The following is a 20,735-nucleotide window of genomic DNA, read 5'->3' as shown; positions in this document are numbered from 1 at the left end:
CATGAAAAAACTAAATCTCGTATTCACGCTATTTTCTCGGCTAATTCTAGTCTTGCTTTTATCGTTACATTTTAGTTGTAATAAAAAAACAGAAAAAAAGGCTCCAAAAAAGCCTAATATCTTATTTATTATGACAGACGATCATACCACTAATGCCATGAGTTGTTATGGGAGCAATTTAATTGAAACTCCTAATCTTGACCGTATTGCCAAAGAAGGGATCTTATTTAATAATTGTTTTGTTAACAATTCTATTTGTGCGCCTTCTAGAGCTGCTATATTAACAGGAAAATTCAGTCATTTAAATGGTGTTACAGACAATGCCAAAGTATTCGATGGCTCTCAACTTACCTATCCAAAATTATTACAAAAAGCAGGGTATCAAACTTCTGTAATAGGAAAATGGCACTTAGGATCGGCGCCAACAGGTTTTGATTACTGGTGTGTTTTACCTGGTCAAGGCGACTATTACCAACCCGATTTTATTGAAATGGGAGATACCATTCAAGTGGATGGATATGTAACAGATGTCATTACAGGTAAAGCCATAAAGTGGCTAGATAAAGATAGAGATGCATCGAAACCATTTGCCATGGTTTATCAGCATAAAGCACCGCATCGAAATTGGATTCCAGCACCACGCCATTTGGGCAAATTAGAAGATGTTGTTTTCCCTGAACCAGAAAACCTTTATGACGATTACGAAGGAAGAGGAACTGCTGCACATGAGCAAGAAATGGAACTCTCTGTAGACCTTTGGACCGTATGGGATTTAAAAGTTGCCACCCGAGAGCAATTAGAATCTTTTGGAAAAGAACATAAAGATGACAACGAAAACTTCCAGGAAAAAGCACATGATATGGCTACGGCCAATAAAAAAGAAGACGAAATTAAAATGCTTTATAACGTTTTCAAAAGAATGACCGAGGCGCAAAAAGAACTGTGGTTCAAAGCATATGAAGGCAGAACAAATGAGTTTTATTCGAAAGACTTAAAAGGCAAAGAACTCATTAGTTGGAAATACCAAAACTACATGAGGGACTACTTAGGTTGCTTACTTTCTCTAGACGAGAATATTGGTCATGTACTTGATTATCTGGAAGAAAAAGGTGAATTAGACAATACGATTATCGTTTATACCTCAGACCAAGGCTTTTTCTTGGGAGAACATGGCTGGTTTGATAAACGCTTTATGTATGAAGAAGTATACCGCATGCCTTTATTAGTAAGATACCCCAAAACCATCGAGCCCGGCTCTGTGACAGATGCACTTGCCATGAATATTGATTTTGCACCAACTCTTCTTGATTATGCCGGTGTCGAAATTCCCAAAGAGATGCAAGGGGTTTCATTACGCCCGGTTCTTGATAATCATGGAAAAACCCCTGATGACTGGAGAAAATCATCCTATTACCATTATTACGAATATCCTTCATGGCATTCCGTGAAAAGACATTACGGTATCCGTACACAAAAGTACAAATTGATTCATTTTTATAATGACATTGATGAATGGGAGCTTTACGATATGGAAAAAGACCCTCAAGAAATGAAGAATATATATAACGAACCTGAGAACAAAGAACTAATAGAGGAACTGAAATTGGAACTAAAAAAGCAACAAAGCTTGTATCAGGATCATGATCCTGATGAAAAAGAACACGAGTTTTTTCATAGTGTCATGGAACATTAAGCTTTATTAAATCCCTTTTCAATATTTTAAATACCCACTAAATCTTTAATACAGGCTTAGTGGGTATTTATCATAGACTTCCTTTATTTAAAATGCGTTATCATGAAAAACAAATTGGTATTACTTTTACAAATAATCTTACTTACTCTATTGGCTTTGCATAGTAATGCTCAAGTTGCAAGCGATCAACAAGCAAATGAAGTAAAAGCCGAAATCGTTAAGTTTAAAAACAACTGGAAAGAAAAACTACCTTACGATTCCAAATTTGGAATTATACAAATAACCCAATGGTTAAATCTGGACTATCCGGGGCTGGAAAAAGTTAAAGATGCCGTTGACGTGGAAAATTGGGAACGTGCAGAAAACACGCTACTAACTTATTTTAAGGACAAATACAAAGACTTTAAACCTTCTGTTAAGGCATTGACCAACATAGAAGTTGAAGCTTCAGAGAGTGCTCTTAACCACTATTTTAGAGGAAATAAAGATGCCCATCCCCTTATTTACCGAGGAGCAAATATTGATTGGATAAGCCCTGCTTTTTACAATGGCAAAGAGATTAAAGATAAAGAGTGGCAATTTATATTTCAGCGATTATTATGGTGGGAGGCTTTAGCTAAAGCTTTCTATCTTACAAAAGATGAAAAATATTATGATGAATGGCACTATGAAATGGTTGATAACGCCACTGATCTTCTTCCTATAGCAAATGATGCACCACAGCATATCAAACGAGGTATGGAAACTTATAATCGTTGTGAAAGACTAAAAAATGTACTTCCCTATTTTATCAATGAAAAACAGTTTGATTCTAAGACCCTCCTATACTTTCTTTATAGTTTTTATGTTAATGCAGAACATATCCGAACCGTTTATGCTGATAAAGGAAACCACCTATTAGGTGAGTTAATCACCGTTTTTGAAAATGGTGTTACTTTCCCGGAATTTAAAAAATCTAAAGAATGGGTAGATGAAACCATTACACGCATACCAGAACGTATGTTCACCGATATTTATCCCGATGGCATGAACAAAGAACTTATTTTCAGCTATCACAGCATGTATTTACGCATATTTACAGATGCTTATATGGCATTCAAAAAACATGCTTATGATAGTTATCTCCCAAACGACTATCTTAATAGGTTAACAAAAATGGCTGAAATCTACGCTTACCACATGTTTCCCGACAACACCATTAGCCAATTTGGAGATGCTTGGAAGCACCGGGATGCTGCTGACATTTACACTAAAAATGTTTCTCGGTTTGCACCAGAAACCCCTTATTTAAAATTCATTGCAACAAAGGGCAAGGAAGGAACGCCTCCCCCAAAAACATCGGTGGCCTATCCCTTAAGTGGTTTTTATTTTTTCCGTTCCCATTGGGAACCGGATGCCGTTTTTATGTCTATGAAAAACAACTCCAAATATAGTTGGCATTCTCAAATTGACAACGGAACGTTTGAATTTTATGCCTATGGGCGTAATTTCATGATAGATTCAGGAGCTTATATTTATAATAGTGACGATCCTGAAGAACAAAACTGGAGAAAATGGTTTAGAGGTTCCGTAGCGCATCAAACACTAACTCTAAACAATGAAGATATAAAGATTGATTCCAAACATATTTTTTGGAAAGAAAGTGACAAACTGGTGATCCTGGTCAATGAAAATTCGAGTTACGACAATTTGACCCATCGACGTACAACGTTATTTATTGATAATAGCTATTTCCTAATTTATGATCAAGCCATTAGTGATGCTGTAGGTGATGTTAGGGCACACTTTCAATTAGTACCATGTCCTGTAACAATAGATAAAAATACACTTACCGTATCTACAGATTTTGAAGAAGGTGCTAATCTTATTGTGAAAAACTTTCCAACAACAAATAGCGTAACATTAGAAAAAGAAGAAGGTTGGATTTCATATGACATTCTTCGAAAAGAAGAACGCCCTGCTTGGGGTTATTCTTATCAAAAAACAGATAAAGACAAAGAAGTAGAGTTTTTAACAGCTTTGGTTCCCTATAAAGAAAACAATAAACCAACTGAATTAAAATCTACTGTTGTAACTCAAAAAGATAATTTAATTTTCACCCTTAACGTTGATGATAAAACCTATAAGGTAAAAATGAACATTGCTGAAAAAACAGCAAAACTTATCAAAGCAGATTAATTATTACCTTATTGGGTACTATCAATCACTCTAATTAAAATTTAATAAATTGCTTATGTATTTTACATCTAAAAAATTTACCATGAAAAAACACTTTTTCATTCTATTCCTTTTTTCAAGTATATTGGTTTTGTCACAAACAAAACAACCTAATATATTAGTAATTATGACAGACCAACATGCTGCTTCTGCTCTAAGTTGCATGGGAAACGATAATGTATCCACTCCTAATATAGATAGACTGGCAAACCAAGGGACTATTTTTAACAAGGCATACGTCACATATCCTTTGTGTACCCCTTCAAGAGCTAGTATGTTTTCTGGAAAAATGCCCCATGAGTTAGAAATATATTCTAATGCAAAAGTAGGGGTTACAAAAAATGATTTTAAGGACGGTTTAGGAGTTTTAATGACTAGAAATGGGTACGAATCTGTATATGCTGGGAAATGGCATATTCCAGAACTAAGCATGCCCGATGGTATTGGTTTTACCAACATCGCCAATATGGGTGATGAAGGTCTTGCCGAAAGTTGTGTTGCATTTTTAGACAAGACTCATGAGAAACCCTTTTTTATGGTAGCTTCTTTTGTAAATCCTCATGACATTTGTGAATATGCAAGAGGACAAAGGTTGCCTAATGGGAGTATTGAGGAAACAGACCCAAAAGATTGTCCAAATTTACCCATTAATCATCCTATAGGGCCTTACGACTCTGAAATATTGCGGTTAGAACAAAAGTTTAACCCCGAGGTTTACCCAACGACAAGCTTTAGTGATGATGATTGGAGACAGTATTTAGCAGCCTACTATAAATTAGTTGAAAAGGTAGATACTGAAATTGGAAAAGTATTGGATGCTCTTGAAAAAAATGGCCTGGACAAAAACACGATTGTCATCTTTACTTCAGATCATGGTGATGGCATATCTGCGCATCATTGGAACCAAAAAACTGTACTGTTTGATGAATCGGTAAGAGTACCTCTTATTGTGAAAGATCCATCTTTAGATAATCAGGTAAAAACGACAAACCAATTAGTTTCTATTGGACTTGATTTTATGCCTTCTATCTTAGATATAGGAGGTGCCAATAAAGTTTCAAATATCAAAGGGCAATCTATTAAACCTGCATTAAACGGAGGTAGTTTAAAACAAAAGCGTGATTTCTTAGTTATACAAACCATGTTCGATGGACCAAACGCATTGCAAACCTTAGGACGAGCTCTTGTTACCGATAAATACAAATATGTTATTTATGGTCAAGGGAAAAACAGAGAACAACTTTTTGATCTTGAAAAAGACCCCTATGAAATGACTAACTTGGCATACAATTCCAAGTATAACGCTCTTATTGAAAGTATGCGTAAAGATCTTTACGCATGGTGTGTAGAAAACAATGATAAAGTTGTTATGAAACGTCTTTTAATTTATCCCAAACAATAAACAAATATGACTGCAACCTAGGTAAACTTTTTTATGTTCTAAATATTGACCTTTTTTACTAATTTAGCCATATAAGATTTGTATTCAAAAATCAAAAACAGCCTAAAAAAATAAAGCCATAAAAAGTCAAACTTTTTATGGCTTTAAAACTAACTATATAAACAATCAACTAACTCTTTTTGTTTTTGGGGAATGACTGTCAAGCTATTATAGGTTATAAATACGTCATAGTTATAATCATTCCTTGCAGAAATGAATATTAATCCATGTAACTATATTCTTCTTTTAAACCTAGCTTTTCAATAGCTTCTTCTCCTGGGCGTGGTGTTTTATCCCCTTCCATATAATAGGGTGCCGCATCCCAGTCATATACTTCATCTGTTTCCCTAGGGTCTCCTGACTTAACAAGATAATCTACTAACCTTTTTGATAAATCTTCTTTTATTTGTTTATACTCTGGTAATTCTGCCACATTGTTCATTTGATCCGGATCTTTAATGAGGTCATATAATTCCTCTCCAGGCCGTTTCCCAAAAGCCAATTCAAAAAGCGGCTTTACTGCTGGATCGTCTTCATTTTCTAACATATAAAACTTTGTAGGCGCAGGATATTGCAACATATGCGCATCTACATCGCCATACAGTGGAGGATCGCCTGCCGGCCATCTATTGGGTTCATAATTCTTTATGTAGAGGTATTCCTTTGTTCGTATGGCTCTTCCTGGATACCCTTTACCTCCTTCACGAACAAAAGCATGGCGTTCTCTTCCCATAACCACAAAATCCCTGTCCTTTTCTAACTGACCACTTTTATCCGATTCTAAAATATTAGCAATACTCTTTGCGTTCATCTCTTTAGGAATATCAATTCCTGAAAGCTCTAGAAATGTTGGAGCAAAATCGTTTAAACTCACAAAATCATCTATACTACGATTTCCTTTGAAATGTTTTGGAGCCCATATAATTAAAGGTACTTTGGTTCCAAAGTCATATAGATTTGCCAATCCTCTAGGCATTTGCCATCCATTATCACTGCAAATTATAACAATCGTATTTTCCAGCTCACCCATTTCATTCACAAGTGCCATATAGGACGATACTTCTTTATCAAAATTTTGAACCTCGTTATAATAATCGGCAATATCTTTTCTTACCTCTTCAGTATCCGGAAGATAAGGTGGCACCACTATTTTGTCCAGATCTATCCCAGATTTTTTCCAACCATTTCTTTTGAAGGGACGATGTGGGTCTCTGCTGCTATACCAATACATCCAAGGCTGTCCTTTTTCTATTTCATTATAGAACTCCTCAAATGAATTAAACTCTTCACCTCCCGGATTATGTTCCCAGCCATCAACTTCGGCATTACCAGGCCCCCATCCCTTTCCTTCTATACCTACATGATAACCCGCTTCCTTCATTAATTCTGTATAGACTTTCGCTTTTGGGAATCCTCCCCAAAGATTTGCCGCATCTTGTAATCTCCATGCATCTTGTCCCGTTAACATTGCTGCCCTTGCAGGTGAACAAGAAGGAGAGTTACAATAAGCATTGGAAAAAAGGACGCCTTCCTTAGCCACTTTATCTATATTAGGAGTTTTAACAATCTCATCGCCATAACATCCTAGATGATTATAAGAGTGATTATCTGACATCAGGATTAAAAAATTAGGCCTTTCCTCTTCTATCTGAAAACGATTATTGGATTTTTCTTCCTTGCATCCTAAGAGCAAAAAAGCAACTAATAACGTTTTTAAAATATTTGTATATATCTTCATAATAACTAATTGTTTAATTAAAGTGAATACTAATTGAAAGAATCAAAATCTAAAATCTCTTCATTAACCAAAGTAGGTTCTTTCTCAACATTGGAAGTATCTGAAACAGATTTAAATGTCTTATTTTTTATAAGTGGATTTGCCCAAAGTCCGATACCAAAAATATAGGCTAAGGTTACAAAGTTGAACATCATTCCTATTTTTAGTGAAAATAGATCGCTTAGGCCTCCTACAATAAATGGAGCTATGGCTCCTCCAACAATTCCGGTACAAAGAATGCCCGTTACCGAACCATGATGTTCCTTAACAGAATTTAATGCCAACGACACAATAATTGACCACATTACAGAAGCAAAGAATCCCACTGCTGGAAAGGCGATAAGAGCCATATCTTTGGTTCCATATAAAGCCAAGCATAAAGCAACAAAAGCCAATAAGGAGAATAATTTAAGAACCAACTTACTATCCAGAAACTTTAGAAGTACTAAACCGAGAAAACAGCCTAGTGTTAGTAACCCCCAAAAATTCCCAACGGTTGCCGCACCTATAGTTTCAGGATCGACATCATGATAGGTTTCTAAAAACTGGGATATCCAAAAAGATACACCCTGTTCAAAGCCAACATAACAAAAGATTCCTACAAAATATGCAATAACGGTTTTGTTTTTTATAAGGCTTTTAATTAGCCCCCATTCTCCCGCCTTTTCATCTTCTTTAAGGTCCACTTTGGGGAACTTAAAAGAAAAAATAACAAAAACCATGATCAAAGCTATAATTGCAAATAGGACATAAATTGACACCCAACTCATATCTTGAGGTACAAGTTCTTTCAAAAATGTTTTAATACTCTGTCCCCCTATCTCTTCATTAGAATTTTCTACCAAATAGGAATAACAATAAGGTCCCGCAACACCAGCAGCCCCAAAAAAGAGTTGCCCCAGTACGGAATAAAAAGCAAAATGCTCTTCTCCACCTGCTGTTCGTAACAACGGATTAATGGCTACTTGTAACATGGCCATCCCTGTTCCTATAAAAAACAACGACATTAAAAAGACCACAAACGTCGGAAAGATTGCAAATAAAATAGCCCCCATAAACGCTAGAAAAAAGGCCAGTAACATGACTTTCTTTTCTTTATATTTTTCAACTAAAACACCACTTGGGATGGACATAAAGCCATAGGCCGAAAAAAAAGCAAGAGTCATAAAACCTAAAGAGGAAAACTCTAGATTAAAACTTTCTTTTATAGCCGGATTAAGAGCTCCCAAAATATTAGTAAGAAATGATATTACAAAAAATACTAGAAGTACTAAGGCCACTAAAATGAATCTGTTTTTCATATTTATATTTTTAATATTTATACTAACACTTTGTTATATTGATCTAAACCGTTTAATGCAGCTCCTATTAAACCTGCTTGGTTTCCCAATCTTGCTGGCAAGATATCCACCCCATAAAAACATTCTTTAATGGCATACTTTTCGACTTGCTTTTTTATGTCTTCCATGAAATTGACTTCCGACTCGGATAATCCTCCTCCTATAATAATTGCTTTAGGATTAAAAATATTAACATAACCTGCTAGTCCCATCGCTACATAATCGATAAATATTTGCAGTGTTTTTTTAGCAATTTTATCTCCTTTTTGATATTGATCGACAATATACTTTCCATTAATATTAGGTAAAGCTATGTCGGTACCTAGTTTTTTTTTATACAGTTTAACTAGTGCTGATGTTGAAGCGATATCTTCCCAATAACAATGCGTTTCCCCTACTATTATAGGCAACACACCTAATTCGCCCCCAAGGCCATAATGTCCTTGAAAAGGGGTTCCATTTATAAATATTGCACCACCAATTCCAGTGCCTAGTGTTATAAATACAACGGTGTCATTTTCGTTGCAATTAAGCTTAAATTCCGCCATGGCCATGGCATCAGCATCATTACAAACTTTCGTGAACAGATTGGTTTTCCCTGAGACTATTTCACCTAACGCTACATGCTTCCAGTCTTTAATATTGTCGGCTCCTCCAAGTATCACACTTGAATCGTTTACTAATCCTGGACTACCTATTCCTACCGACTTAACATTTAAACCTTTAGATTCAGAGGCTCTTAAAACTTCATTTACAGCTTCTAAAACATTAGTAATTACTCTTTCTTTTGAAACATTGGCCTCTGTAGGTTTTTCTGAAGCCCAAACTAATTGCCCTTGTATATCAACTAACCCGTATTTTATCATTGTACCACCAATGTCAATACCTATACCTACTGCCCCCATTAATTAATATTTCTTATTACGTTCATTTATATATTTTAAAAAGACTTTTTCTTTCAAAAATTATCCGTCCAAGTATTGCTTCTCGAATGAAAAGATTGCTTCACAAATATATTTTCAATGCGCTTACAGAAGGCTAAACAATGTTACACCAATAAGAGGTATATGTATCCTAAATGAAATTGCCATCATTTAGTAAATTCAATAACATATCTTAAGAGCAAAACTCCTCTCGTTTTCCTTATCCCTGTAAAACTACTGACACCTCACAGCTAATTCACATCCTTATTAGACTGCTCTACAATAAGGACAAATGTTACATTTGAAATAGATAAATGTAACATTTTCAAGCCTTAGTAATCTGCAAGTATTTTTTTTAATTACCTTTAATGAAGCCTTAACTGGATTGCATAACATCAAATACATATTTCTAATATTGAGTATACTTATTATGAAAAAGCACGCTTCAAAATCACATGTTTTATTTAGAATTACGATACAATGTATTTTGATATATACCATAGTATTTCATATCAGTACATCCGCTTTTTCACAATCGGAAACAAACAATCTGTCTTTTAATTACCTGTCCATTAAAAATGGGTTATCACAAAATGGGGTCATGGCTATTTTAAAGGACAGTAAAGGTTTTATGTGGTTTGGAACCCGAGACGGACTTAACAGATATGACGGATATACTTTTGAAGTATTTAGGCATAATATATTGGATAGTACAAGCATTAGCAATAATTACATTAGAGCTATCGAAGAAGATTCAAATGGCATACTATGGATAGGCACTGAAAATGGTCTTAATGCGTTTGATAGATCCACTGAAACATTCAAGGCTTATAGGCATGCAAAACATTCAAAAACATCACTTTCAGAAAATAAAATCCTTTCTGTGTTATGTGCTAAGAATGGTGATCTTTGGATAGGAACAGAAAATGGTCTCAATCTTAAAAAGAAAGGATCCAATGAATTTATTAGGTATTATCATAACCCCGATGACCCAAATTCCATTAGTGACAACCATATCTATTGCCTTTTTCAAGATAGCAGAGGGAACATTTGGGCCGGAACGAGAACTGGTGGTTTAAATAAATATGACCTCAACACCAATGGTTTCGAAAAATTTGTCCATGATTCAGATAATTCAAAAACTATTAGCGATAATTTTGTTACAGCGATCTCAGAAGCCAAAAATGGTAGCATTTGGATTGGCACTGCCAAGGGTATTAACATCTTACAGGCAGATAAATCATTTAATCACATATATCACAAAAAGAATTCGAACAATACCTTATCCAATAATTTTATTCGTGCTTTGGTTTTTGATGATATTGGAAATTTATGGATTGCTACTTATCAGGGCCTAAATTATCTCGACACATCAAAAAATAAATTTCAGGTTTACAAGCATACCGATGGCGCTTCCAATAGTATAAGCCATAATTCCGTACGTTCGCTTTTTTTTGATCAAAACGATTTTTTATGGATAGGCACTTATTTTGGAGGCGTAAATTTTGTGAATCGAAACTCTTTACAGTTTTCATATTACTACCATAATTTACTGGATAAAAATAGTCTTGGGTATAACATTGTGGGAGCTATAACCGAAGATGATTTAGGAAATTTATATGTAGGCACAGAAGGAGGAGGCTTGTATCACTTTAACAGGTCCAATCATAACTTTTCTCCTATAAAATCCTTTTCTGGTAAACCGCTAAATATATACACCATTAAATCCCTTCTATATGATTCTAAAAAACGATTATGGATTGGCACCTATCTGGACGGCCTATATGTATTGGATTTAAAAAGAGGCACTCTAAAAAGCTACAAAGAGGAATTGCATCCGCAAGAAGGATTATGGGATAATACTGTAATCAGTTTACTAGAGGATAGCTCTGGAAACATATGGATTGGCACTGATGGCGGACTAAACCAATATAGTCTGGAAACCGGAAAACTTATTAAAGTAGATTTATCTACTAATTTAACAATGGAAGAGCCTACAGTAAAGACGCTTTATGCAGATAATAAAAATACCCTATGGATAGGAACGAAATCTGAGGGGCTCATAAAATATACTAGCAGTTCTACTAAAAATTACAAATACAATCCAGCCGATTCTTTAAGTATCACACATAATGAAATTAATTTTATTAAAGAGGCCTTCTCTGGACAATTGTGGATAGGCACTTATGGCGGGGGGCTAAATTTAATGGACCCAGAAAAAGAGGTGTTCCATAAATTCACAACAAATGATGGTTTAGTTAATGATATTGTATATGGTCTTGAAGAAGATAACGAGCATAAATTATGGATTTCTACACCCAGCGGTATATCCAAATTTGATTACGAACAACGAACATTCAAAAATTATACTTCAACTAAAGGACTCCCAATAGAAGAGTTCAATGAAAATTCAATCTACAAAGATTCAAAAGGAACCATTTATATGGGAGGATTCAATGGTTTGGTTGCCTTTGATCCTAAAGAAATTATTAAAACATCTATTAAACCAAGAATTGTTTTAAAAAACCTTAAACTGTTTAATGAAACCATATCTCCTGGGGATGAAAGTGGTCTTTTAGAAACCGCTCTAGACCAGACTAAGACTATAGAGTTTTCACACAAAGACAATGTTTTCACTATCGAATATACGGCCTTTAACTATCCTTTATCGGGCTCAAATCAATACGCGTATATGTTGGAAGGCTTTGAGGACAAATGGAATTATGTAGGAAACAAGAGATCAGCTACTTATACAAACCTAGATGCGGGCAGTTATACATTCAAGGCTAAAGTAGCCAATGAAAATGGTATTTGGAGTGACGATATCATCTCATTAGCCGTTGTAAAACATCCTCCCTTTTGGAGAACTACATGGGCTTATCTACTCTACGCATTATTTGCGTTAGCACTTTTTTTAATCATTAGAAAATCGCTTTTAATAAAACTAAACCTTGAAAATAGTCTTAAATTAGAAAAACTGGAGAAAAAGCAAATTGAGAAACTTACCAAATTGAAGTTAAGTTTTTTTACAAATATATCGCACGATTTTAGAACGCCTCTATCCCTGATACATGGGCCTCTCCAAGAACTTATTAAAAACAATGGCAATTCTTCAATTCATAAACAATTATTACTTATTAAAAAGAATGTCGCTCTTATGCTACGATTGATTGATCAGCTGATGGATTTTAGAAAAATGGAAAGTGAAAAAATCCCGCTCAAACTTTTAGATGAACCATTCGTTCCCTTTATAAAAGAAATTGCATACTCCTTTAAGGAGTTTGCCAAAACACAAAATATCAGATATACTTTCACAAGCAGATTTCCAAATAAAAAAGTTTTATTTGACAGAGCTAAAATAGAAAAAGTATTGTACAATATATTATCCAATGCTTTTAAATACACACCAGAAGAAGGCAAAATAAGTGTTGATGTGTATGCCATAACTTTAAAAAACCAAAACGAGCTGACGGATACAGAAAATGGTGACTATGTTGAAATAACTGTTAAAAATACAGGGCCTGGCATACAAAAAAAGAATTTAGATAAGATATTCGATAGGTTTTACCAAGAAAACAATGCTGAAGTAAATTCACAACCTGGAACCGGCATAGGTTTGGCCTTAGCAAAGGGACTCATGGAACTTCATAAAGGCTATATTAAAGTGATTAGTGAGCCCAATCATTATACGGAATTCACTATAGGCCTACCTTTAACTGATGTTTATTTAGACGAAGATAAAATATCTGCCATTGAAACCCTTAAGTTACAAAGCAAGACCATTCCTCCATCCATTAAAGACAAAAAAACAATACACCCGCATAGTTTACTTATTGCTGAAGATAATCACGATTTAAGGGTTTTTCTAGAACAAGCGCTTTGTTCAGACTATAACATTATAACTGCTCCAGACGGAAAAGCTGCTTTAGGTTTAATAAATTCTAAAAATTATCCGTCCGTAATAATTTCGGACATTATGATGCCAAAAATGTCTGGTATAGAGTTATGTAAAGCACTAAAATCCAATCCAAAGACCAATCACATCCCTATTATTTTACTCACAGCCAGAAGTTCTTCATCCATACAAATGGATGGTTATGATGTAGGGGCCGATGACTTTATATCTAAACCCTTTGACATGGATATGTTGAGAACCAAAATTAAAAACTTGGTTCGTTCCAAAGAACAAATGCTAGAACATTCTAGAAAAGAAGTCCTTCTTAATGAATCGGAAATAGACAGAAGCTCTTCTGATGATGCCTTTTTACAAAAGCTTTCCGATTATATTCGAGACAACATTGAAAACCCCAAACTTAATGTCAATAAAGCTGGAAAAGATCTTGGAATAAGCCGAGTACACCTTTACAGAAAAGTAAAAGCAATAACTGGAAAAACCCCTGTAGTTTTTATAAGGGATTTTCGACTGGCAGTAGCCGCTGAGTTGTTGGAACAAGACAATCTAAACATTAATGAAGTATGCTACAAAGTAGGGTTTCAAGATGTAGGCTATTTTAGAAAATGTTTTAAAAAGAAATATGGTGTTTCGGCAAACCTTTTTACCACACGAGAAAAAACAAAAAATATTAATCTTTAAATATAATGTTACATATAATAGTCAACACTTAACCCGACAGTTATTACTAATCTGACATTTGAAAAAACTACTAAGCTCATTGTAATCGATGAGCTTTAGTTTTTTTTCTTAAAATCTAATCCTTACTAAAAGCAGCCATTCCAAACTGAGCTAAACAGATAAAGTTTTAACCAAACTATACATCACAAATAACTCCAGTTTCTTTTAATCTCAAAAAAATAGGCAGGATTAAAAACCCTGCCTAAGCGCTATTAATCAGTATATATCAAACAGGCCATTCCTTTTCCTATGGACTGTACAACTAATTCAATTCTTAATCATTAAAAGCGAAGCCCTCAAGTAAAAGACTAAACTTAGTCTACAAACTTTGCTATCTATAAAATTCATATTTCCCTTCAGTTCCTTCAAAATACAATACACCATCGTCTGCATTAACTTTCATTGCTGGCATGAACACTTCATTATCTTTTTTAATTTGCCACGTTCCAGGATACATATCCGTTATCAGGATTTTATAAGTTCCTTTCTCCTCAATTGAAAAAGAAAATTGTTCATCCATGCTTTTGGATTTACTGTTGAATAATATTACCTGATCTTCCAGTTGTACTCCTACAACATTTTTCGCTTCTATTTTATTAACACTTAACCTGCCTTTGTAACCATTATCCATAATTTGCATCACATTTAGAAAGTATGTTTCCTTTTCAGGATGATTAGGAACAACTTCCACTCGCCATGCACCACGCTCACCTCTAACATCTTTTGTAACAGGTTCTGTTTCTATATTCTCTCCAAAAACCCAGAATTCTTTACCTGTTCCACCTACGGCTTCTATCTCAACTGCTTCCTTTGTAGGCAATAATGTATTGCATACCAATTGGCCTTGCCCTCCATGTAATGTCCTTGATATAGTAAACTCATTACCTACAACTTTAGGTTCTTCAATACTATGTAAAAGCCAAGCTTTTTTGAAATTTTCATTAGAACTTACCAATTTATCGAAAACAATAAATGCGGCTGGTATGGAATCGTTCTTTAAGTTTAAGAACACAAAAGATCGTTTAGCTTCTTCGACTTTATCACTATAGGCTTCTGTAATATCTCCTTTTAAATAGGAAAACTCAGGCACATGCTTATTTGGCCCAAAGCCGTGAGCTATAATTTCGCCGGTTTTATAACCTTCTAATATTTCAGATAAATGATCGGGAGTAGTCCAAGCTTTTCCTAGCATTTTCTGTCCCCCATCATTTCTCGCAAAATCGGTTCTATTGGCACCACCATAATCACTGGTCCGGAAGACCTCATCTGGATCATAAACCAATAGGCTATTATGCGCTATGGTTCTTTTAAAATAACTTTTGTTATGTGAATTGTTATAACCTCGAATACCATCTGATAGTCCATTATATATGCCTGAATCTATCGCCAATGGCCCTTTGTAATATATTTGAAAGGCTCCTGCATCCAAATGTTGATGGTTACCAAAATGATACTCATTAATTTTCATCTCGGCAATAACAGAATTCTCGTCCCAACCGGTTCTGGCCACCATCCAGCCAAAAGGGGCATCAAAATATCTAGTTAAAGGCAAATCGAAATGTTCTTTTTTTCCTAAACCGGTATCTCGCCATAAAAATTCGAAAATTTTATTATGGGAATTTATTCTCGGTTTTTTCAAAAACTCATTATTTACATACTCATCTTTATAATAACTTCCCGACAAGAGGGCTACTATGCCCAAGGGTCTATAACTGTCATAATAATTCACATCTCCATTAGGCACAAACTGTCCATCTGGTCTGCGAACATAAAATAAATTATACGGCACAAACTGTTGCGAAGGGCTGAACAAGTTACCTGCTCCCATCCTATTCATGATCCATTGGGCAAAAAGCTCGTTGGTATGCCTAACATTATAATAACTTGTACCTTGGTGATACGCATGGCCTTTATAGAACCAATCACGCGCGGGTTTAAACTCTTTATATAAAAGTTTGCCTATAATCTCATACATTTCAGGATGTTCATCATAAATTGCTACGGAAGTAGACAATAAGTCCCTCATGATCATCCATTCGGAGGGATGCCCAACAACAAATTGTTTATCCCGTGGCGGGTAACCACACTCCAACATTTTGGCCATTCGAAGAAACTCCGATATAAAAGCTTCTTTTTCTTGTTCCGACAATAACTTATAACACCAATCATAGACTATAGCCCCAGAAACCATCATTCTACCTATAGCCCTAGAAACATCATTAACTTCTAAAGGCCATTCGCTTTTTTGCATTTCCTTAAGAATGACATCAATAGCACTTCTACCCTTTTTTGAATCCTTGGAAACTAAATATCTTAGGGCATCTAATTCGGCTCGAACCGTCTCGCCTTTTTGATCAAAGTAATACCGCCAATCCTTTTTGGAGCCATCATCCTCTTTTGATTCATTTCCCATTTTTACAAGTTCATTCCATACAGGAACCAAATCCGGATCGGACATTCTCTCCTTTAAATCAGGAATATGTTGTGCTCTTAGATACAGTCTTGGATGTTCTTTTGGTGGAATAGGTATAGAAACCCCATCTATTGTTTTCCATTCCAATTCGGAACCTTCTTGCCCCTTTACACAAAAGGTCACAAAAATTAAAATAAAAACGACTAGACTCTTTCTTAAAGACATATAATAATTTATTTAGGAATTAAACAGTATAAAAATACTTTTAAATTAATGGTTAACTAAGCTAACTTGTTTCTAAAAGCATTGCTAAATGTTACCAAAATAGAGATATATGTTTTAGTAGTGCCTTGTCGGCATCATTTATAAGAATACCTACTGAAAAGCACTTTAAAACATTCCTATACAATTCTCTCAAGAAACAACTACCATCACTCCTGCAAAACATTTCCTTTTTAAATCAATAAGCCTGAACTATATACTCAAAAAAAAAAATATTACACATGAAACAAATGACCACTTCTTCAGAAACATTTAACCTAAAGGCGTGGCCTTAAGTTTTTTTAAATTTAGTTAAAAGAGTTATTCCAAAGACAGTTTTCATGTATATCAAATTTTTTCTATTATCACTTATCCTTTTATTTTTCAGCTCCAGTGCATATTCACAAAAAGATTTAAGCCCTTCTAGTTTAAAGCAATATAACAGCATAGCTATAAACACAGAATTAAATTGGCTAAAAAAAGGTGTTGTTGTTGCTAAAATTCAGCTTCAAAAAGCTTCCACCCAATATACCCCGGGTCATTATCCAAGATCCATTTGGCCAGATGGTGAGATGAGAATGGCCAATCTAGGCGATTGGACCGCAGGCTTCTTTCCCGGATCACTTTGGTATGCCTATGAAATTACCCAAGACAAATTTTTCAAGGAGCAAGCAGAAAGATTCACATCGGCTTTAAACCCCTTACAATTTAACAAAAACACACATGACCTTGGTTTTTTAATATTCTGCTCCTATGGGAATGGTTTCCGTTTAACTAACAATACAAAATATAAAACTGTATTATTAAATGCTTCTGAGTCCCTATCTTCCCGCTTTTCAGAAACCGTAGGTTGTATTAAATCCTGGGATTTTGAAAGATATAGCTTTCCTGTAATTATTGACAATATGATGAATTTGGAATTACTCCTGTGGGCCTCAAAAAAGTTTGACGATGAAAAATATGCACAAATAGCCATTACTCATGCAAACACAACTTTGGAAAACCACTTCAGAGCAGATAACAGTTCATTTCATGTGATTGATTATGATCCACAAACTGGTAATATCATGAGAAAAATGACAGCTCAAGGATATGCCGATGATTCTGCTTGGTCAAGAGGACAAGCCTGGGGGCTCTATGGATTTACTATGATGTACCGAGAAACAAAAAACAAAGTCTATTTGGAACAAGCCAAAAAAATTGCGGCTTATATCATAAATTCTCCTAACCTACCTACAGATAAAATTCCCTATTGGGACTTTAACGATCCGTTTATCCCTCATGGATACAGAGATGTTTCTGCCGCTACGATCATGGCCAGTGCACTCTTAGAACTTAGTACTTTTGAAGATTCCAACAGAACTTATTTTAACCATGCAGAGAAAATTTTAAAAAATCTTTCAGACGATCTATATCTGGCCAAGCCCTACCAAAATGGCTTTTTCATATTAAAACATAGTGTAGGTAACTTACCCAATTACTCAGAAATTGATACGCCTATAAATTATGCTGATTATTATTATTTAGAAGCTTTAATTAGATATGCTAACATTACTAATATCGATTTAAAAAAAATAGCAAGTAACTAATTAATTTGGTTCCAATAAATTAAAATAATCGAGGGTATCTAAAAAGTGTCATTCTGAATGAAATGAAGAATCTCTTAAAATCTTAAACTACAGATTGCTAACAGAATAAGATTCCCTGTCTGCCGACAGGCAGGCTCGCTTTGCTCTGAATGACAAAATTCTTCGCTTTTTAGACACCCTCAATATTGATCTTTAATTGCTATGACCATCATTCCCCAGCGCAGTAATTATAAGGTTCATAAGCGCTCATAGAGTGTACATGAAAAGATGATCCATGCTCTTTATAAAACTGGAAAAATTATCAAAACTCCCATTTCACAAAAGCTTCCATAGCGGCATAGTGTGCCAATCCTAGTTGATGGTACAGTTTCGCTGTTTCTTTATTTCTGTCTTCAGCGCGTTCCCAAAATTCCCTACTATCATTTCCCTGAAATACAACACTGTCTTTTTGAGATTGATGTTTAAATATGCCATGGCGCTTTTCCAAAACCTGATCGGGACTCATAGGCACTGCCATTTCTATTTCATCTGCATTCCATTCCTGCAAAACACCTCTATATAACCACATCCAACAATCCTTCATAAAGGGTCTGGACTTCAAGTTTTTAACAGCCTCTAAAATGGCATCCAAACATGCTTTATGTGTACCATGTGGATCTGACAAGTCTCCTGACACATAAATTTGATGTGGTTTAATTGTATCTATCAAGTCCTGCGTTAATTTAATATCAGTTTCTCCTATAGGTCTTTTTTTAATGGTCCCTGTTTCATAAAAGGGCAGTTCCATGAAATGAATATTCTCATCTTTTAAACCCACAAAATGACTGGCTGCTCTTGCTTCTCCTTTTCTAATTAATCCTTTAATATATCTAACTTCCGGTATATCTATTTCACTGTTCTTCTTCTCACTTAAAAAAGTCAAGGCTTTACCATAAATTGAGTTTGCCCCCGAATTATCTATTCCGAATTTCTCATTATAATCACAAACAAAACTGGCAAAGCGTAAGGCTTCTTCATCTGCTACAGCAATATTCCCAGATGTTTGGTAGGCTACATGCACCTCATGCCCTTGTTCACAAAGTCGTTTAAAAGTACCTCCCATACCAATAATATCATCATCAGGGTGTGGGCTAAAGATTAACACACGCTTTTTGGCGGGTTGGGCCCGTTCCGGACGGTAAGTATCGTCGGCATTAGGCTTACCTCCTGGCCACCCCGTTATTGTATGTTGTACATGGTTAAAAATTCTAATATTGATATCATAAGCAGGCCCAGAATCTGCTAACAGGTCACTCATGCCATTCTCAATATAATCGGCATCCGTTAGCATTAAAATAGGCTTCTTTAAATGAAAAGCCAAGCCTAAAACCGCTTTCCTGATCAACTTATCGGTCCAGGTCACTTCTTCCACTAACCAAGGCGTTTTAATACGTGTTAATTTCGACGAAGCTTCTTTGTCTATAACAAACGTTGCATTGCTGTGTTCCTGCAAGAAAGAAGCTGGCACCTGATTTGTTACTGGACCTTCTACTGAAGCTTTAATAATATGAGATTTGCCATCTCCCCAAGCCATTAGGATAACGCGTTTGGCTTCCATAATCTTTTTAACCCCCAATGTAATAGCGGTTCTTGGCGTATTACTTAAACCCGAAAAATCGCCACTGGCAGCAACCCTTGTAATATGATCCAGAGCTACCAAGCGGGTTTTGGAATTTTGAAGTGACCCCGATTCGTTAAATCCTATATGGCCATTACCACCTATACCCAATATTTGCAAATCTATCCCTCCTAAAGCTTCTATTTGCGCTTCATACCCATTACAATAAGCTGAGATATCCTCTTTAGGCAAAGTTCCATCTGGAATATGTACGTTTTCTGGTAAGATATCAACCTGATTGAACAACAGTTCATGCATGAAACGCACGTAACTGTTTACAGAGTCCGGTTCCATAGGATAGTACTCATCTAAGTTGAAAGACACTACATTTTTAAAACTTAAACCTTCCTCTTTATGCAAACGCACCAATTCTCCATACAAACCTTTAGGTGTCGACCCTGTAGCTAATCCTAAAACACATAATTGGTTGCTACGTTGTTTCTCGATTATTAGATCTGCTATCTCCCTTGCAACAGCTTTAGAGGCTACCGATGAATCTTTAAAGATAACGGTACCTATATTCTCAAATCTTTTCTCAAACCCCGTGGATTTGTCTTCTTTACTTTTTAACATATTTAATAATTATCTTTTTAGTATGACAACTGTTTACTTTTTCCAACTATAGCCAATCCATCTTAATCCATAACAAATCATAGCGTTTAAACATCGATATTTCTTTACACGACCTAAGGTGCCAAAAGAACCATATCGACTAATTGTAAACTTAAAACGAAATTAAATTGAGCCCCAACACAATCAAAGTAACTATGTTACAGAAAATGAAGTTAAAT

General features: G+C 35.2%; 10 protein-coding genes. 5 read left to right on the top strand and 5 right to left on the bottom strand.

Annotated features, from left to right (window positions below; translation table 11 throughout):
• The first annotated feature begins 52 nt into the window (after positions 1-52).
• The 3 genes from MR062_RS07620 (at position 53) to MR062_RS07610 (ending at position 5,312) form a co-directional block, all read left to right on the top strand.
• Entirely contained in the window at positions 53-1,693 is a 1,641-nt protein-coding gene (locus MR062_RS07620) for a sulfatase family protein (protein ID WP_262916830.1), read from the top strand.
• 102 nt (positions 1,694-1,795) lie between these two features.
• Positions 1,796-3,871 (top strand): alginate lyase family protein, encoded by a 2,076-nt coding sequence (locus MR062_RS07615; protein ID WP_242203544.1) that lies wholly within the window; start codon positions 1,796-1,798, stop codon positions 3,869-3,871.
• Positions 3,872-3,953: 82 nt separating this feature from the next.
• On the top strand, positions 3,954-5,312 hold the full coding sequence (locus tag MR062_RS07610; RefSeq protein WP_242203542.1) for a sulfatase family protein: 1,359 nt from the start codon (positions 3,954-3,956) through the stop codon (positions 5,310-5,312).
• A gap of 259 nt (positions 5,313-5,571) precedes the next feature.
• Here MR062_RS07610 and MR062_RS07605 read toward each other — a convergent pair whose 3' ends face one another.
• Genes MR062_RS07605 through MR062_RS07595 form a run of 3 tightly spaced genes read right to left on the bottom strand, consistent with a single transcriptional unit; the run spans position 5,572 to position 9,373 of the window.
• Positions 5,572-7,089: a sulfatase family protein gene (locus MR062_RS07605; protein WP_242203540.1), complete on the bottom strand. Its 1,518-nt coding sequence runs from the start codon at positions 7,087-7,089 to the stop codon at positions 5,572-5,574.
• 29 nt (positions 7,090-7,118) lie between these two features.
• Positions 7,119-8,429 (bottom strand): MFS transporter, encoded by a 1,311-nt coding sequence (locus MR062_RS07600; protein ID WP_242203539.1) that lies wholly within the window; start codon positions 8,427-8,429, stop codon positions 7,119-7,121.
• 17 nt (positions 8,430-8,446) lie between these two features.
• Positions 8,447-9,373, bottom strand: coding sequence for an ROK family protein (locus tag MR062_RS07595; protein ID WP_242203536.1), 927 nt, complete (start codon positions 9,371-9,373; stop codon positions 8,447-8,449).
• A 448-nt stretch (positions 9,374-9,821) separates the two neighbouring features.
• Between MR062_RS07595 and MR062_RS07590 the strand changes: the two genes are divergently transcribed.
• The gene (locus MR062_RS07590; RefSeq protein WP_242203535.1) at positions 9,822-13,985 is read left to right on the top strand and encodes a hybrid sensor histidine kinase/response regulator transcription factor; all 4,164 of its coding nucleotides are present in this window, start codon (positions 9,822-9,824) and stop codon (positions 13,983-13,985) included.
• A 370-nt stretch (positions 13,986-14,355) separates the two neighbouring features.
• On the opposite strand, the gene hepB is transcribed toward MR062_RS07590, so the two are convergent.
• On the bottom strand, positions 14,356-16,662 hold the full coding sequence (hepB, locus tag MR062_RS07585) for a heparin/heparin-sulfate lyase HepB (RefSeq protein WP_242203533.1): 2,307 nt from the start codon (positions 16,660-16,662) through the stop codon (positions 14,356-14,358).
• Positions 16,663-17,039: 377 nt separating this feature from the next.
• Here hepB and MR062_RS07580 point away from each other — a divergent pair, with 377 nt between their 5' ends.
• Positions 17,040-18,287, top strand: coding sequence for a glycoside hydrolase family 88 protein (locus MR062_RS07580; protein ID WP_242203532.1), 1,248 nt, complete (start codon positions 17,040-17,042; stop codon positions 18,285-18,287).
• A gap of 301 nt (positions 18,288-18,588) precedes the next feature.
• On the opposite strand, the gene nagB is transcribed toward MR062_RS07580, so the two are convergent.
• Positions 18,589-20,517 carry a glucosamine-6-phosphate deaminase gene (gene nagB / locus MR062_RS07575; protein WP_242203531.1) on the bottom strand — a complete coding sequence of 643 codons (1,929 nt, stop codon included), beginning with the start codon at positions 20,515-20,517 and terminating at the stop codon, positions 18,589-18,591.
• Positions 20,518-20,735: the final 218 nt, after the last annotated feature.

The sequence above is a fragment of the Aestuariivivens insulae genome (assembly GCF_022662195.1).
Lineage (GTDB): Bacteria > Bacteroidota > Bacteroidia > Flavobacteriales > Flavobacteriaceae > Aestuariivivens > Aestuariivivens insulae.
This window is presented reverse-complemented; position numbering and strand designations above follow the sequence as displayed.

Bases quoted from the DNA above. Each gene is read 5' to 3' on its own strand.
- MR062_RS07615 (WP_242203544.1), top strand. From the start codon at position 1,796: ATGAAAAACAAATTGGTATTACTTTTACAAATAATCTTACTTACTCTA.
- MR062_RS07610 (WP_242203542.1), top strand. From the start codon at position 3,954: ATGAAAAAACACTTTTTCATTCTATTCCTTTTTTCAAGTATATTGGTT.
- MR062_RS07605 (WP_242203540.1), bottom strand. From the start codon at position 7,089: ATGAAGATATATACAAATATTTTAAAAACGTTATTAGTTGCTTTTTTG.
- MR062_RS07600 (WP_242203539.1), bottom strand. From the start codon at position 8,429: ATGAAAAACAGATTCATTTTAGTGGCCTTAGTACTTCTAGTATTTTTT.
- MR062_RS07595 (WP_242203536.1), bottom strand. From the start codon at position 9,373: ATGGGGGCAGTAGGTATAGGTATTGACATTGGTGGTACAATGATAAAA.
- MR062_RS07590 (WP_242203535.1), top strand. From the start codon at position 9,822: ATGAAAAAGCACGCTTCAAAATCACATGTTTTATTTAGAATTACGATA.
- hepB (WP_242203533.1), bottom strand. From the start codon at position 16,662: ATGTCTTTAAGAAAGAGTCTAGTCGTTTTTATTTTAATTTTTGTGACC.
- MR062_RS07580 (WP_242203532.1), top strand. From the start codon at position 17,040: ATGTATATCAAATTTTTTCTATTATCACTTATCCTTTTATTTTTCAGC.
- nagB (WP_242203531.1), bottom strand. From the start codon at position 20,517: ATGTTAAAAAGTAAAGAAGACAAATCCACGGGGTTTGAGAAAAGATTT.